The 16,046-nt window shown below is 66.6% G+C and carries 14 protein-coding genes and 1 tRNA gene; 9 read left to right on the top strand and 6 right to left on the bottom strand.

Translation table 11 applies throughout. From position 1 onward, the window contains the following. Nucleotides 1-71: 71 nt before the first annotated feature. Nucleotides 72-146, top strand: a tRNA-Val gene (locus Q0627_RS09635). 73 nt (nucleotides 147-219) lie between these two features. Here the strand turns inward: Q0627_RS09635 and zapE are convergent. Continuing rightward, complete coding sequence (gene zapE, locus Q0627_RS09630; protein WP_291018067.1) at nucleotides 220-1,236, bottom strand: cell division protein ZapE; 1,017 nt, start codon at nucleotides 1,234-1,236, stop codon at nucleotides 220-222. Between the two features lie 35 nt (nucleotides 1,237-1,271). On the opposite strand from zapE, the gene Q0627_RS09625 reads away from it, so the two are divergent. The 4 genes from Q0627_RS09625 (at nucleotide 1,272) to msrB (ending at nucleotide 5,443) form a co-directional block, all read left to right on the top strand. Next, nucleotides 1,272-2,060 (top strand): pyrimidine reductase family protein, encoded by a 789-nt coding sequence (locus tag Q0627_RS09625; RefSeq protein ID WP_291018065.1) that lies wholly within the window; start codon nucleotides 1,272-1,274, stop codon nucleotides 2,058-2,060. A gap of 74 nt (nucleotides 2,061-2,134) precedes the next feature. After that, nucleotides 2,135-3,718 carry an alpha/beta hydrolase gene (locus tag Q0627_RS09620; RefSeq protein WP_298809329.1) on the top strand — a complete coding sequence of 528 codons (1,584 nt, stop codon included), beginning with the start codon at nucleotides 2,135-2,137 and terminating at the stop codon, nucleotides 3,716-3,718. A 52-nt stretch (nucleotides 3,719-3,770) separates the two neighbouring features. Next, a complete protein-coding gene (locus Q0627_RS09615) occupies nucleotides 3,771-5,045 on the top strand; it encodes a glycosyltransferase family 87 protein (protein WP_298809326.1) in 1,275 nt (424 codons plus the stop codon). Further along, nucleotides 5,042-5,443: a peptide-methionine (R)-S-oxide reductase MsrB gene (gene msrB, locus Q0627_RS09610; protein ID WP_291018056.1), complete on the top strand. Its 402-nt coding sequence runs from the start codon at nucleotides 5,042-5,044 to the stop codon at nucleotides 5,441-5,443. Before Q0627_RS09615 ends, msrB begins: the two co-directional genes overlap by 4 nt. A 54-nt stretch (nucleotides 5,444-5,497) precedes the next feature. On the opposite strand, the gene hemQ is transcribed toward msrB, so the two are convergent. From hemQ to hemE, 3 genes are read right to left on the bottom strand one after another with little or no spacing between them, the layout of a single operon-like run. Next, complete coding sequence (gene hemQ / locus Q0627_RS09605; RefSeq protein ID WP_291018053.1) at nucleotides 5,498-6,193, bottom strand: hydrogen peroxide-dependent heme synthase; 696 nt, start codon at nucleotides 6,191-6,193, stop codon at nucleotides 5,498-5,500. Nucleotides 6,194-6,246: 53 nt separating this feature from the next. Next, the gene (locus Q0627_RS09600; protein ID WP_298809320.1) at nucleotides 6,247-7,608 is read right to left on the bottom strand and encodes an FAD-dependent oxidoreductase; all 1,362 of its coding nucleotides are present in this window, start codon (nucleotides 7,606-7,608) and stop codon (nucleotides 6,247-6,249) included. Next, on the bottom strand, nucleotides 7,605-8,693 hold the full coding sequence (hemE, locus tag Q0627_RS09595; RefSeq protein ID WP_298809337.1) for a uroporphyrinogen decarboxylase: 1,089 nt from the start codon (nucleotides 8,691-8,693) through the stop codon (nucleotides 7,605-7,607). The genes Q0627_RS09600 and hemE overlap by 4 nt, the downstream gene beginning before the upstream one ends. A 111-nt stretch (nucleotides 8,694-8,804) precedes the next feature. On the opposite strand from hemE, the gene Q0627_RS09590 reads away from it, so the two are divergent. After that, nucleotides 8,805-9,425, top strand: a complete 621-nt coding sequence (locus Q0627_RS09590; RefSeq protein WP_291018048.1) for a DUF3000 domain-containing protein — start codon at nucleotides 8,805-8,807, stop codon at nucleotides 9,423-9,425. Next, nucleotides 9,422-10,651 (top strand): HRDC domain-containing protein, encoded by a 1,230-nt coding sequence (locus Q0627_RS09585; RefSeq protein WP_291018045.1) that lies wholly within the window; start codon nucleotides 9,422-9,424, stop codon nucleotides 10,649-10,651. Before Q0627_RS09590 ends, Q0627_RS09585 begins: the two co-directional genes overlap by 4 nt. An 11-nt stretch (nucleotides 10,652-10,662) precedes the next feature. Here Q0627_RS09585 and Q0627_RS09580 read toward each other — a convergent pair whose 3' ends face one another. Both Q0627_RS09580 and dxs read right to left on the bottom strand, forming a co-directional pair. Beyond that, nucleotides 10,663-11,421, bottom strand: a complete 759-nt coding sequence (locus tag Q0627_RS09580) for an alpha/beta fold hydrolase (RefSeq protein ID WP_291018042.1) — start codon at nucleotides 11,419-11,421, stop codon at nucleotides 10,663-10,665. Nucleotides 11,422-11,520: 99 nt separating this feature from the next. Then, on the bottom strand, nucleotides 11,521-13,485 hold the full coding sequence (dxs, locus tag Q0627_RS09575) for a 1-deoxy-D-xylulose-5-phosphate synthase (RefSeq protein ID WP_298809315.1): 1,965 nt from the start codon (nucleotides 13,483-13,485) through the stop codon (nucleotides 11,521-11,523). Nucleotides 13,486-13,694: 209 nt separating this feature from the next. Between dxs and Q0627_RS09570 the strand changes: the two genes are divergently transcribed. Together Q0627_RS09570 and Q0627_RS09565 are read left to right on the top strand one after the other, a co-directional pair. Continuing rightward, nucleotides 13,695-14,558 carry an alpha/beta hydrolase gene (locus Q0627_RS09570; RefSeq protein ID WP_291018036.1) on the top strand — a complete coding sequence of 288 codons (864 nt, stop codon included), beginning with the start codon at nucleotides 13,695-13,697 and terminating at the stop codon, nucleotides 14,556-14,558. Nucleotides 14,559-14,695: 137 nt separating this feature from the next. Continuing rightward, nucleotides 14,696-15,955: a hypothetical protein gene (locus Q0627_RS09565; protein ID WP_291018034.1), complete on the top strand. Its 1,260-nt coding sequence runs from the start codon at nucleotides 14,696-14,698 to the stop codon at nucleotides 15,953-15,955. Nucleotides 15,956-16,046: the final 91 nt, after the last annotated feature.

Raw genomic sequence — 16,046 nt, 5'->3', positions numbered from 1 at the left:
CAACGGTCTGCAAAACCGTCCACACGGGTTCGATTCCCGTCGCCACCTCCACCGTTCGCATTTGAATACGCGCGCGATTAGCTCAGTGGGAGAGCGCTTCCCTGACACGGAAGAGGTCACTGGTTCAATCCCAGTATTGCGCACCACGAACGCCCACGACTGCAGGCCCGGCAAACCGCCGGGCCTGCAGTCGTCTGATCGCCACAGACCCCGGCGGGCTCACACCTTGGATTCGGCGAAGCGTGACAGAGCGAGCAGACGTGAGGTGGCGCGCAGATACTTCTTGCGGTAGCCGCCGTTGATCATCTCCTCGGTGAAGATCTCATCGAGTTTGCTGCCGGCGACGGTGACCGGGATGTCGGCGTCGTAGAGCCGGTCGGCAAGCACCACGATGCGTAGCGCGACGGTCTGGTCGGGAGCCGGGTGCACCCCGTCGATGCACACCAGGGAAACGCCGTCGACCAGTGCCTTGTACTTGGACGGGTGCAGCGTCGCCAGATGCTTGCACAGGTCATCGAAATCATCGAGGGTGGCGCCGGGCGTGCTTTGCGCTACGGCTATCAGTTCGGCCTCGGCCTTCGGTTCCGGTGCAGGCGGCAGATCGCGGTGCCGATAGTCGGGTCCGTCGACGCGGATCGTCTCGAAGATCCCTGACAGTTTGCGGATCTCGCGCAGGAAGTCCTGGGCGGCGAATCTGCCCTCACCGAGCTGGCCGGGCAGCGTGTTGGAGGTGGCCACGATCGACACCCCCCGTGCCGAAAGTTCGGTCAGCAGACGCGAGACCAGCATCGTATCGCCCGGATCGTCGAGTTCGAACTCGTCGATGCACAGCACCGTGTGGTCGGCGAGCCGTTCGACGGCGTTGGTGAAGCCGAGAGCGCCGACCACATGGGTGACCTCGACGAAGGTGGCGAACGATTTGGGGGCGGGCATCGAGTGATAGACCGATGCCAGCAGGTGGGTCTTGCCGACGCCGAAACCGCCGTCGAGGTAGAGCCCGACACCGTGCTCGGGTTCCTTGTGCCTGGAGAAGAAGCCCTTCTTCTTGCCGCGCAGTTTGCTCGCGCGGGCCACGAAGTCACGTGCCTTGGCCACCGCCTGCGCCTGGCTGGGCTCGTTGGGGTCGGGAATGTAGGAGTCGAAACTGACGTGGTCGAACGTCGACGGCGGCACCATCTCGTCGACCAACGCGTCCGGGGAGATCACAGGGTTTCTGTCGCAGAGTCGTGCCACCATGCGTGGAGCCTATCGGGCCGGTCCATGATGGATTCATGTTCTCTCAAAGGAAAGCGACCCACATCACATCCGGAAACGCCGATGACGCCGATACGCTGCACATCCTGGCCGGCCACTACGCGTACCCGGCCATGCCTTCGTCGGCGCCGTGTCTGGGCAAACCGTATTTCCGGGTGAACTTCGTGAGTTCGATAGACGGCGCCGTGACCCACAATGGCAAGTCCGGCGAACTCGGCGGACCGGGTGACAAGGCCGTGTTCCGGGTGCTGCGTGGCCTGGCCGACGTGGTCCTGGTGGGCGCGCGCACCGCCCTCACCGAGAACTACCGGCAGCCGCAACCGGACTCGGTGTTCACCTCGATCCGGAACCACGGCGAGCAGGCTCCCTCGCCCGCGCTCGCGCTGTTGTCACGGTCGCTGGACATTCCGGTCGACTACCCGCCGCTCACCCACCCCGACACCATGATCTTCACCTGCGAGGCCGCACCGGCCGACCGCAGACGGGCCCTCACTGATGCGGGTGCCACGGTGATCGCCTGCGGTGACGACGCGGTCGATCCCGAACGCGTGGGTGAGGTCTGCTGTGAGCAAGGCCGGCGCCGCGTGCTCTGCGAGGGTGGGCCGTCGTTGCTGGGTACATTGATCGCCGCCGACCTGGTCGACGAGCTGTGCCTGACCACCAGCCCGGTGCTGTCCGGCGGTGATGCCGGGCGTATCGCGCACGGTCCGGCGGTCGCGGTGCCCAGATCGATGCGACCTGCGGCGATCCTGACCGACGACGACGGCTTCGTGTTCACCCGGTGGGTCCGTGAACCCACGGGATGACCCCGGACCACGACGCGGGTACGGCTACGCACGGATATCCGGGCGTCCTTCCGGTATGCCGTAGGCTCGCGGACATGCCACGGTTCAGTCCGCCACGCGGCGCCCTGCGTATCGCCGCGGCCTCGATGGCTGTGGCCATCACGCTCGCCGGCTGCGCCACCGGTCCCGACGCCGGGCCCGATCTCGTCACCGGTGACGGCGGTTCGGGCGCACCCGCCACGTCCGAATCGGCCGTACCGCCGCTGCCGGTTCTCACCGCACCCACCGCGGACCTGGCCTGGCGCGAATGTTCGGCGGCGACAGCAGCGAAGTACGACGTGCGCCCGGCCGCCGGAACTCACATCGAATGCGCGACGCTGGACTCCCCCGTCGACCCCGACCACCAGGACGGCGGCACGCTGACGGTCGCCCTGACCCGGGTCCGCACCGGCAAGACACCGGCCGGCGCCGTGCCGGTGGTGCTGACCACCGGCAGCGACCTTCCCTCGGCCCTGGGCGCGCTGCTCGTCGCGACCGGCCCGGGCAGGTCGCTGCTCGACACCAATCCGGTGGTCGCCGTCGACCGGCGCGGGCTCCCCGACAGCGGCGACGTCGACTGTCTGACCCGCGATGAGCGCGCCGCCATCGCGGCGAACGGTCAGGTCGGCGGCGCACTCGACACCGCCGCCCGGATCACGGCACTGACCTCTGCGTCGTCCTCGGGTTCGGACGGATGCACCGAGGCACTCGACCCGGCACAGCTGAGCTATTCGATCGCCGACGCGGCGTCGGACATCGACACGTTGCGCCGGGCGTGGAAGGTCGAGAGGCTGGCGTTGCTCGGCATCGGCGAGGGCTCCGACGTGATGCTGGCGTACTCCGCCCGTTACGGCGGACGCGCCGGGCGCATCATCCTCGACACTCCGACCGCATTCGGTAAACCGGCCAAGGACCGGGCCCAGCTGACCGCGGACGGGGTGCAGTCGGCGTTGGCCACGTTCGCTCAGCGCTGCGCCACAGGTGGTGGTTGTCCGCTGGGCGACGATCCACCGGCGACCATGACCCGGGTCGTCACGGATGCGCGCGCCGGCCGGCTGGCACCGTTGTCGGAGGCACAGGTGCTCTCGGCGATCACCACCGCGCTGGCCACCGCGCCGTCATCGGCGGCAACGGTCCGGCAGGTGGCGGCCATGGTGTCCGCCGCCGCGGGCGGCAATCCGCGGGACCTGATGGCCGCCGCGGACCGCGCCGCGAGCCTGCGCACCTCCGATGGACAGCTGCTGTCGCGGTGCAACGACGTCACCGGCACCGTCGGGCAGAACGAGATCCCGGCCTTGATCAAGCGCTGGTCCGGGCAGTATCCGCTCACCGGCGGCGATTCCGCGATGACGTTGCTGCGGTGTTCGGGCTGGGGATCGGCGCCGACGACGAAAGCGCCGTCGGACCTGCCCGTTGCGCCGGTGGTGCTCAACACCTCCGACGATCCGGTCAACGGCGGCCGGGGCGCCAAGGAACTCAACGCCACCCTGCTCCGGGCCGGGGTCACCCCGATCTCTGTCGCCTGGGAAGGGCTGGGCTATTCGACGCTGGCCAACAGCACCTGCGCGGCGCAGTTGGTCAAGGACTACCTGGGCCGCACACCGGTCACCGGCCCCACCGAACGCAGTTGTCCGGCGTAAGGGCCCCGGGTCGGTCCCCGGTTCGAATGTCCGAGCGTAGTACGGTTCGCGGGTGGCAGTAGTAGATCGCATCCTCTTTCCGCCGGCGTCGGCGCAACGGGTGATACCGATGATCCTGTGGCCGATCTCGATCATGATGGTGCTGCACCGCTCGGTGATCGCCGGTGTCGACGGTGCCCGCACCAACGATTTCCGGCCCGTCTATCTCGCGGCCTGGCGGTTCCTGCACGACTACCCGGTGTATGCCGAGAACTACGACACGGTGGATCCGCACTACCTGTATCCGCCGTCGGGAACGCTGATCATGGCGCCGCTGGCCAACCTCGACTATGAGGACGCACGCTGGCTGTTCATCGCGCTGAGCACGATCTGCCTGGTGGTGTGTGCCTATCTGCTGGTGCGGCTGTTCGGTTATGGCATCGGTGGCTGGCAGCTGCCCGCGGTTCTGTTCTTCTTCTTCAGCACCGAGACCGTCGCCAACACCCTCATCTTCACCAACTTCAACGGCTTCGTGCTGCTGGGTATGCTCGGCTTCCTGCTGATGTTGCGTAAACGCCAGGACTGGTGGGCAGGAGTGTTCATCGGTCTGACGATCGCGGTCAAACCGGTGCTGGCTCCCCTGCTGCTGCTGGCGTTGCTGAACCGGCAGTGGAAGGCGGTCGTCCCCGCCGCGGTGGTGCCGCTGGCGTTGCTGGTGATCGCCTGGCCGATGGGGGTGGATTCGGGCGACTTCGTGCGCCGCACCGTCCCATATCTCGGCGAGGTACGCGACTACTACAACAGTTCGATCGCCGGCAACGGCGCCTACTTCGGCGTCGCGGACTGGCTGGTGTTGCTGCTGCGGGCCGCGTTCGCGGTGATGGCGGTGTTCTGTCTGTGGTTCCTGTACCGCTACTACCGCAGAACCGACGAGCTGCTGTGGCTGACGGTGTCCTCGGGCGTGCTGCTGACCACCGAGTTCCTCGTCGGATCGCTCGGCCAGGGCTACTACTCGATGCTGCTGTTCCCGATGCTGGCATCGGTGTTGCTGCCGGGGTCGCCGATGCGCAACTGGCCCGCCTGGCTGGGTGTGTACGGGGCGTTCACCTTCGACAGTCTGTATTCGGACAGGTGGGAGGCTTTCGGCCGCATCCTCGAATACAACAAGGTGACGATGGGCTGGTCGCTGCTCATGATCGCCGTGTTCTGCAGCCTGTTGTTCCGGTACCTGGATATGCGTAAGGCCGGTGTCGAGGGGCCGCTGCTGGAAGAATGGCCACGACGCGAGGGTTCCACGGGCGGCGAAGGTGGCGAGGAGCCGACACCCGTGGCTACCGTGAACGGATGACCGATTTCACCGCACTATCCGACGACGAGTGGCGCGAGCGCCTGACCCCGGCCGAGTTCAAGGTGCTCCGCCGGGCAGGCACCGAAGCACCGTTCACCGGCGAGTACACCGACACCAAAACAGTCGGGGTGTACCGGTGTCGGGCCTGCGATACCGAACTGTTCCGCAGTGAGCAGAAGTTCGAGTCCCATTGCGGCTGGCCGTCGTTCTTCTCCCCGCTCGCCGGTGATGCTGTCATCGAACGGGCCGACGATTCGCTGGGTATGCGCCGGGTGGAGGTGCTGTGCGCCAACTGCGGCAGCCACCTCGGCCACGTGTTCTCCGGCGAGGGCTACCCCACCCCCACCGATCTGCGCTATTGCATCAACTCGATCAGCCTGCGCCTGGAACAGGCCTGAAACGTACAGTTGCCCGTCGCGTTCCGGGGCAACTGTACGTACCTGACAGAAGGTCTACGGCAGGGCATCGATGAGTGCGGTGACCTCGACGCGGGGTCCGGAGAAGAACGGTGTTTCCTCGCGGACGTGCATGCGGGCCTCGGTGGCACGCAGGTCGCGCATGAGGTCGACGATGCGGATCATCTCGGGAGCTTCGAACGCGAGCAGCCACTCGTAGTCGCCGAGGGCGAACGCGGGCACCGTGTTGGCGCGGACGTCGGCGTAGCTGTGCGCTGCCATGCCGTGGTCCTTGAGCATCTTGCGACGCTCCTCGTCGGGCAGCAGGTACCACTCGTAGGACCGGACGAACGGGTACACGCAGATGTACTTGCCCGGTGCCTCACCGGCGAGGAACGCTGGGATGTGGGTGCGGTTGAATTCCGCGGGCCGGTGCACGGCCATGTTGCTCCACACCGCGTCGGCGACCTTGCCGAGTTGCACCACGCGCCGGAACCGCGCGTACGCGGCCTGCAGGGCTTCGATGCTGGGGGCATGCCACCAGATCATGAAGTCGGCGTCGGCACGCAGACCGGACACGTCGTACACACCACGAACCACGATGCCCTCGTCCTCAAGAGAGTTGAAGAACTCGGCGGCGTCGTCGCGGACCTTCGCCCGATCCTCGGGGAGCTCGCCGGGCCTCACCTTGAACACCGAGAACATCAGGTAGCGGATCGTCGAGTTCAGTTCGTCATAGTCGAGGCGGCTCATGGCATCCATCGTGCCACCGCGCGGCAGCGCCGATAGCGGCAGGGCCGTTCGGCCTACCCGATGTCGGCGACAAGCTCGGTCGCGGCTTTTCCCGACGCCGCGACGCAGGCGGGTACGCCGACACCGCTGTAGGACGATCCGGTGAGCACGAGGCGGTGCGGCCGCAGCCGCCGGGCTTCGGTCATCCGGGCCAGGTGGCCGGGTGCATACCGGGGCAGTCCCGTCGGCCATGGCTGTACCCGCGTCTGTACGACTCGCGACGAGACGCCGCCGCATCCTGCGGCGGTGACCACCTGGTCGAGGTCATCGAGTGCGGTGGTCACGAGTTCGTCGGCGGTGGCGGTGACAGGTTGGCCGTAGCGGCCGAACGAGGCCCGCACCGACACCAGCCCGCTGTCGGCGACGTGCGCCCACTTCTGGGAACTGAACGTGAACGCCTTGGCGTGCAGCGGTTCGCCGGTCGCGACGAGTACGCCGGAATGGTCCGGTACCTCGGTGCCCGCGGCCAGCGTGATGGACACGACGGCACTGCCCGCGGGTTCGACGACGGCGAGCGCGGCGGCCAGTTCGGGTACGTGGTCACCGAGCAGTCGGGCGGCTTCCCAGGCGGGCACGGCCAGGACCACCCCGTCGTACGATCGTGCACCGATGTCCCAGCCGTCGCCGCGTGACCCGAGTCCGATGACCTCCGAGTCGACGATCCGTACCGCCGCCGCCGCGACCAGCGCGTCGACGAGTACCCGGTAACCGCCGACGAGAGTGCCGAACACCGGACCGGACGCACCCGTCCCGGCGGTGATGAGGTCGGTGACCGCGGCCCGGACGCCGGGCGCACCGGCGTCGAGGCGGGCGGCGAGCGCAGGGAGTGCCTCACGCAGGCCGATGTCGCCGGACAGGCTGGAGTAGACCCCGCCGAGCATCGGGTCGACGCTGCGGGTCACGACCGACGGTCCGAGGCGCTCAGCGATAAGGTCGCCGACACTGGGGTCCGCGGCCGGGTCCCAGGTCCACGGCCGGTCCGGTTCGGTGGCGATGCGGGTAAGGTCGTCCGGGTCGACGAGACCCGCCACCGCCTCATGGCCCGTCGGTACCCCCATCAGTGCGGGTGTGGGCAACGGATGCAGGCGCCCTCCCGACCAGATCGCCGGACGACGACCCGTCGGTGCCACGACGTGATCACTCAGGCCCAGTTCCCGCACCAGATCGAGAACCTCGGGGCGCCGGACAATGAACGCTTCGGCCCCCACGTCGACGGTGACTCCGCCGACGGTGGTGGTGTGCAGTAGGCCACCGGGCCGACCGGACGCCTCGTACAGGTCGATCGTGGCGTCGGCGCCGAGAGCTCGCCGGAGCCGGTAGGCGGCGGTCAGGCCCGACACTCCCCCGCCGACGACCGCGACCGAGGGTGCGGTCACGGCAGGTCGACGGAGTGGATGAGCTCGACCGCCCGGGTGAGCGCGTCCGGGTCGGTGGTGGGCAGGACCCCGTGTCCGAGGTTGAAGATGTGTCCGAGGGCACCCGCGGCGACGGCGCGATCGCCGTCGGCGATGACCCGACGCACCTCGCGCTCGATCACGTCGGTGCCCGCAAAGAGGACGGTCGGGTCGAGGTTGCCCTGCACTGCTTTACCCGGACCCACACGGCGGACCGCCTCATCAAGCGGAACCCGCCAGTCCACGCCGATCACGTCGGGACCGACCTCCGTCATCGCCGGCAGCAGTTCGCCGGTACCCACCCCGAAGTGGATGCGTGGCACGCCGTACTCGGCGACCTCGGCGAACACGCGCGCGCTGTGCGGGGCGACGTGGTGCCGGTAGTCGGCGGGTGAGAGCTGCCCGGCCCATGAGTCGAACAGCTGCACCGCATCCACACCGGCGTCCAGCTGCACCCGCAGGAAGGTGATAGTGATGTCGGCGAGGTGCCCCATCAGGGCGTTCCACGTCTGCGGGTCGCCGTACATCAGTGCCTTGGTACGTGCGTACGTACGACTGGGTCCACCCTCGATGAGATAGGACGCGAGGGTGAACGGTGCACCTGCGAAGCCGATCAGCGCGGTGTTGCCGGAGAGTTCGTCCAGGATCAGTTCGACGGCCCGGCCGATGGCGCCGACACCCGCCGGATCCAGCCGCGGCAGCGCGGCCACATCGGCCGCAGTGTGAACAGGGTGGGCGATCACCGGTCCGGTGCCTGCAACGATGTCCAGGTCGATTCCGGCGGCGCGCAGCGGAACGACGATATCGGAGAACAGGATCGCGGCGTCGACATCGTGCCGGCGGACCGGTTGCATGGTGATTTCGCAGACCATCGCAGGGTTGAAGCAGGCCTCGAGCATCCCGTGATCGGCACGGATCGCCCGGTACTCGGGCAGCGAACGCCCCGCCTGGCGCATGAACCACACCGGGCGTCGGGCCGGCCGTCCGCCTGTGGCGGCGGCGACCAGCGGCAGAGGTGAGCGGTGGCTGCGTGAGCGCCGGGTGTGCGCTCCGGATTCGTGCGGCATCGCGATCAACTCTGCCATGATCGGCCACCTGCACTTGCGGCGGGACTCCCACCATGGGAGCCTTCGGCGCGCCTCCACCGCGACACGCCGTGTCAGACTTACCGTACGTGCGTGACCTCACCCGGCGCTCCGACCGAGTCCTCGACACGCCTACCGGAAGATTTCCGGACGGCCGTGGACGCCTTGGGCGACGCGCACATCCGTCCCGAGATCGAGGTCGGCCCCATCCGCCCGCCGCAGCGGCTTGCCCCGTTCAGTCACGCGCTGGGTGCCGAGGTGCACCCGATCGACATACCCGATCAACTCGGCGACGACGACCAGGGCAGCGCTTTCGGCCGTCTGATCCTGTTGCACGATCCCGCCGGACACGAGGCGTGGAACGGCACGATGCGGCTGGTCGCGTATGTGCAGGCCGAAGTCGAGGCGGCGCTGGCGATGGATCCGCTGTTGCCGGAAGTGGCCTGGAGCTGGCTCGCCGACGCACTGGGCGTCGCCGAGGGCGAGACTTCATCGTCGTTCGGCCCGGTCCGGGTGACCGCGCTGGGTGGCACCGTCACCTCCACCACATCGGTCCGCTACGGCGACATCGCCGGGCAACCACGCAGCCACCAGCTGGAGTTGCGGGCATCCTGGACGGCCACCGATCTGGTCCTCGACCACCATCTCGAAGCGTTCTGCGAAGTCCTGGCGGCCGCCGCCGGACTACCGCCTGTGGGTGTGACCGAACTATGACAGCCACGCCCACGCCACTCACGGAGCCGGCAGGTGGCGTACCACCCGTACTGACGTCCGCGGCCGAGTTCGCCGACACGGCGCAGCGGCTCGCCGATGGAACCGGACCCGTCGCGGTCGACACCGAACGCGCGTCGGGCTACCGCTACTCACAGCGTGCCTACCTGATCCAGCTCAAACGTGCCGGTGCGGGCTCGTTCCTTCTCGATCCCACGCATGAACCCGGGGCCCTGTCCCCGGTGATCGAGGTGCTGACCGGACCCGAGTGGGTGCTCCATGCCGCCGACCAGGACCTGCCGTGTCTGCGTGAGGCGGGGTTCGTGTGCACAACCCTCTTCGACACCGAACTGGCCGGACGTCTGCTCGGCAAACCCAAGGTGAATCTGGCCACGATGGTCGAGGAGTTCCTGGGTCTGGGGCTCAGCAAGGGCCACGGCGCGGCGGACTGGTCGCGGCGTCCGCTGCCTCATGACTGGTTGGTGTACGCCGCCCTCGACGTGGAGGTGCTCATCGAACTGCGCGACGCGACCGCCGCCGCGCTCGCCGACGCCGGTAAGGACCAGTGGGCGCGTGAGGAGTTCACCGCGGTGCTGCGCCGCCCGGCACCCGCGGCCCGTGTCGACCGGTGGCGCAGGACCGGCGGCATCCACACGGTCAAGAGCGCTCGCGGGCTGGCAGCGGTGCGTGAACTGTGGCTGGCGCGTGAGGATGTCGCCCGCCGTCGCGACATCGCGCCCGGCCGGATCCTTCCCGATTCGGCGATCGTCACCGCCGCCATCGCAGACCCGGCAACGGTCAAGGACCTGACCCGGTTGCCGGTGTTCGGTGGTCCCCGGCAAAGCCGCAACGCCAGAACCTGGTTCGACGCCCTCGATCGGGCGCGGGCGCTGCCGGCCGCCGAACTCCCACCCCGGAAGGCTCCGGCGTCGGGGTTGCCCCCGTACAACCGGTGGGACCGCAATCATCCCGAGGCCGCCGCACGGGCCGTCGCGGTTCGTCCGGTGATAAGTGGGATAGCCGAGGCCAACCAGCTCCCGATCGAGAATCTCCTCGCGCCGGATCTACTGCGCAACCTGTGCTGGGAAGGTGTGGACCTGCCGGCCACTCCCGGGGCCGTCGACGCGCGGCTCGCCGCCGGTGGTGCCCGGCCGTGGCAGCGTGCCCTGGTATCCGATGCCATCGCCGACGCACTCAACGCGCCGGACGATCCCGTCGACGAAACCTAGGCGCCCACCTTCTACTCTGGGACCAGCGGACCGATCGGGCGAGTGGTCACCGCATGCAGCAACAACTCGGCGAGTTCGCGCGGCCGGCTCAGGAACGGCGAATGCGATGCATCGATGGTCAACTGCTGCACGCCGAGTCGCTGGGCGACGGTGTCGGCGAGCCATGTCGGCATCGCCCGGTCCTGTTCGCACCGGATGAAGCTGCGCGGCAGGTCAGCGGCCCAGAAGTCAGGTACCGACACCGGTGCGACCGTGGTCTCGCCGAAGCGTTCGGGGCCCAGCCGGTCGAACGCCCAACGGGCCGTGGCCTCGTCGCAGTCGTGGTAGAAGTACTTCCATGCGCCGTCGAAGTCGGCGAACGTCATGGCACCGTCGTCGGCGAAGTTCAGGTAGCCGAGCATCTCCCCCACGTCGCCGTCGATCTCCCCGTCCTCACTGTTGCGCATGGTCATCGCCTCGGTGTAGCTGCGGCCCTCCCGCGGCAGAGCGGCGGCCAGGTACACGATGTGCGACACGAGTTCGGGGGCGGTGTCGGCGCCGAGGGTGGCGTCGAATCCGCCACCGGAATGTCCGACGAGGACGTCACCGGCCTGCAGTACATCGGCGACGGCGGCACGGCGGTTGGCCAAGGTCGACTCCTCATCCACGCGGCTGCCGTGTCCGGGTAGATCCATCGCCACCCCGTCGTGGCCCAGCTCACGAAGCTCGGCGATGGTCCTTTCCCAGCACCATGCCGCGTGAAAACCGCCGTGGACGAACACAAATCGCATCTCGCACCTGACTCTCGCCTCATCGACAACACCCTGATGATATCCGGACTTTCGGAATACGAGAGTCATATTCTCATGCAGGGAGCCCGGCGTGCCGCGTCAGTCGTCGGCGTGGGAGTCAGCGGGTTGATCCGCCGGCGCCTCGGCGAGCGCGTCGTCGCCGAGTTCGGGCACCGACTGCATCCGCGACACCGTGGCCGTGATCGAGCGGGCCAGGTCCTGGGCGGTCAGTCCCAGGTCGGCGAGAATCTCGCCGCGCGAACCCATCTCGATGAATTCCTGCGGGATCCCGCGCTGCTGGACCGGTACGAGGACGTCGGCGTCAGCCACCACGGCGGCCACAGCCGAACCGACACCACCACTGATTCCGCCGTCCTCCAGCGTCACCACGAGGCGATGGGCGCGGGCCAGGTCGACGACCGAGTCGGGTACCGGCAGCACCCACCGCGGATCGATGACGCTGGCTGCGATCCCCTGCTGGGCGAGCCGATCGGCCGCATCGAGCGCCAGGGAGCAGAACGCACCGACCGCGACGATCAGTACATCGCCACGCACCGCGCCCGCCCCCGGCATTCCCCGACGCAGCACATCCACTCCGTCGGAAACGCGTTCCACGGACCGGATATCTTCGGGCACAGCACCTTTGGAGAATCGCACGGCGGTGGGTCCGTCGGCGGTGGCGATCCCCTCGGCGAACTCCTCCCGCAGCCGCACGGCATCGCGCGGCGCGGCCACCCGCATGCCGGGCACCATCGCCAGCAACGACAGATCCCACATACCGTGGTGGCTCGGTCCGTCGGGACCGGTGATGCCGGAACGGTCGAGCACCAGCGTCACCGGCTGCTTGAGAAGTGCGACGTCCATGAGCAGTTGGTCGAACGCCCGATTGAGGAACGTCGAGTAGATGGCGACCACCGGATGCAGCCCACCGAGGGCCAGCCCGGCAGCCGAGGTCAGGGCGTGCTGTTCGGCGATGCCGACATCGAACAGCCGGTCCGGGAACTTCTCGCCGAATGCGAGCGTGCCGGTCGGGCCGGGCATCGCCGCGGTGATGGCGACGATATCCTTGCGGCGCGCCCCGGCATCGATGAGGGCTGCCGAGAACACGTCGGTCCAGCCCAGCGGGGACACGCTGGTGGCCTGCCCGGTGGCCGGGTCGATGACGCCGGTGGCGTGCATCTGGTCCTCTTCATGGTTCTCGGCCGGTTCGTACCCCATGCCCTTGTGAGTGACGGTATGCACGATCACCGGCCCGCCGAATGCCTTGGCCTGCGCGAACGCCGACTCGAGTTCGTCGATGTCGTGGCCGTTGACCGGGCCGACATACTTGATGCCGAGGTCGGTGAACATGGCTTGCGGGGCCAGCAGATCCTTCAGGCCACTCTTCATTCCGTGCAGCACCGCGTACGCCGGTTCACCCACGACGGGTAGTTTCTGCAGAGCGCGACGACCCTCGGCCAGGACCTTCTCGTAGCCCGGTTGCAGCCGCAGACCCGACAGGTGCCGCGCCAGGCCACCGATCGTCGGCGCGTAGGAACGGCCGTTGTCATTCACCACGATCACCACTGGCCGGTCGGCGGCGGTGATGTTGTTGAGCGCCTCCCAACACATACCGCCGGTGAGCGCGCCATCACCGACGACCGCCACCACAGTGCGGTCCTGTCCGGTCAGCTCGAACGACTTGGACAGACCGTCGGCATACGACAACGCCGCCGACGCATGCGACGACTCGATCCAGTCGTGCTCGCTTTCGGCGCGTTCCTGGTATCCGGTGAGCCCCCCGCGCTGACGCAGCTTGTCGAATCCCGCCTTCCGGCCGGTGACGATCTTGTGCACGTATGACTGATGTCCGGTGTCGAACAGGATCGGATCGTGCGGCGAATCGAACACCCGGTGCAACGCGAGAGTCAGTTCCACGACCCCCAGATTCGGACCGATGTGCCCACCGCTGGCGGCAACCTTCTCGATGAGGAACGCCCGGATCTCGGCGGCCAGTTCGACCATCTCATCACCCGTGAGCGACCGCAGATCGGCAGGTGAATCTATCCGATCGAGCACACCCATCGCCAACCTCCATCATCACCGTCAACCGATCACGCCCGGCCACCGGAGTGCCCCGACACGTGTTGCACAGTCTAGGCGAATCGGCCGAACACCCCCGGCACCCCTGATGTGATGTATCGCCCGGCGAGCCGTGTGTCCGGGTCGAGTGACACTATGTGAGCAGGTCCAGATCGAGGCCTTGAAGACGACGACCGACGCGAGGAGCTTCCGTGCCGACCGAAGAACGCCAATTCCTGGGCGCCCACGGGCATGTCATCCGGTACGACGTCACCACCCCCCAGGCCGAACCCCGCGGTGTGGTGGTCATCGTGCATGGTCTCGGCGAACACGGCCGCCGCTACGGACATATCGTCGAAGCGCTGGTGGCCGCAGGCTTCACCGTCGCCGTCCCCGACCACCTCGGCCACGGACGTTCCGACGGAAAGCGACTGCGGGTCAACAGTTTCGCCGATTACACCGGCGACATCGGCACCATCCTGGATGCCGTGCAGGTCAAGGGTCTGCCGACGTTCCTCATCGGTCACAGCATGGGCGGCTGCATCGCCCTGGATTACGCCCTCGACCATCAGGATCGCCTCACCGGTCTGGTGCTGTCGGGTCCCGCGGTGATCCCCGGTTCGGACATGCCGCCGATCCTAATCAAACTCGCCCCGATCCTCGGCCGCATCGTCCCCGGCCTGCCGTCGAAGGCGCTCGACGCGGCGAGCATCTCCCGTGATCCGAAGGTGGTGGCCGCCTACGACGCCGACCCGCTGGTCGTACGCAGCCCGATCCCGGCCGGACTGGGCGGGGCGATGATCACCACCATGCAGTCCTTCCCCGCCCGCCTCCCGTCGCTGCGGCTCCCGCTGCTGGTGATGCACGGCGGCAAGGACGTCCTGGCCGAACCCGACGGCAGCCGACTGGTCGATCGTCTCGCCGGTTCATCGGACAAAACCCTCATCATCTACGACGAGCTATTCCACGAGATCTTCAACGAACCCGAACGCGACACGGTGATCACCACCACCGTCGACTGGCTCAACAAGCACGCCAACACCGCTTTCGCGACAGCCCCGAACGCGACACGGTGATCACCACCGCCGTCGACTGACTCGTGGAACGCACACCGGCCTCGGACACCACCGTCTATCCTGGCCGCCGCACCGGGAGGACGTGTCGCCCGTTCGGTGTCTTATTCCAGCGCCGGCCCTTCCATAACATGGGACACATGCGGCATAACTTGCGGAAGCTCACCGGCGTCGGACTGGCGATCATCCTTCTTGCTGGGTGCGGCGGTACGAGCACGTCCCGTGATTCAGAAACACCGGCTTCGAGCGCGCCCGCAATCGATACCACGACCACCACAACAACTGAGAGCACCCCAACATCGGTCGAACCGGCAGGGACGAAGCACTTCACTCATATCGCCACGGTATCTGCGGAGTCCTTCAAGGGAAATAGTCTCGTCGCCGTTTCACTCCGTTCACCACGCCAGAGCTTCCTACCCGATGGCACACCATTAGGCACATTGAACGAACCCAACAACGGCGTTGACTTCCAACTGACCAGCGGATACAGCAAATGCGGCGAGATTCAAATCGCGTCCAGGGAGGACGGAACGTCGATTCTATACGGCGAGCGCAGGAGATCTATTCCCGCCGCTGGAATCCAACCAAGAATGATCGAACATGCGATCACCGCATGGGACACAGAGTTTAATAAGTTATGGGAGACGACGGTTGTCAAAGAGCCCTGGCAAGGCGGCAGTCCGGAGTGTTCCTCGATCGGCAACACATCCGACGGGAAGTGGATCACTACCGAGATCGGCAATGAGTCAGTAATACTGGACGCCACAAATGGAAACATTCGGAAACTCGAATTCACCCTACATCCTCTTGGCCGCTACGTCGTAAGGTTTTGCAATGACTGCACTGTCGACCATTTTATTGTAGAGGTAATCGACCCAGCCACACTCAAGACCGTTGTCCAAGTAGCCGACGACGACGTGGCTTACGACACAATCACACCATACGGCGTTATCAGAGACGCAACTAACCGGTATGCGATACCAATTGGAGACGGAAGCCAGATTGCAGTCGCTTTTGAGAAATACGATGCGAAGCTGGACCTTACATCCGGTCGGCTCCTGTGGCATCAGACAAACAAGAACCTCGCAAGATCCGGCGGACCTATCGATGACAATGAGAAAATCCTGATCTCAGGCAAGTCCGATTTCGTGCGAGCACTATCACTCGACTCCGGAACCGAACTCTGGCGCATTGAGGGCTCCTTCAAAGTCTGCTACGTAGGAAACGAGCAAACCGCCATCGTGGGCAACGAACAGCTTATCATCATAAACACTCGTACAGGTGCTCAGATCGACTATACGTCCGACCCCGACGACTGCCAGAGCCCAATCGGGCCCTACACATTCAATTCTATCTATAATGGACATGGTACCAATATCTACAAGCTGGTCGACGAGTGACCCCCAACCAACAGCATCGCCTTCTGCCGCACAGAGCCTAGTACTACAGCCGTAGATCGGGAGTGGTGACGATCACGCGTGTGTTTACGCT

The sequence above is a fragment of the uncultured Gordonia sp. genome, assembly GCF_937858515.1.
In the GTDB taxonomy this organism is placed as follows: Bacteria; Actinomycetota; Actinomycetes; order Mycobacteriales; family Mycobacteriaceae; genus Gordonia.
The sequence above is the reverse complement of the archived record's forward strand: the minus strand, read 5'-3'. Positions and strand labels throughout refer to the sequence as shown.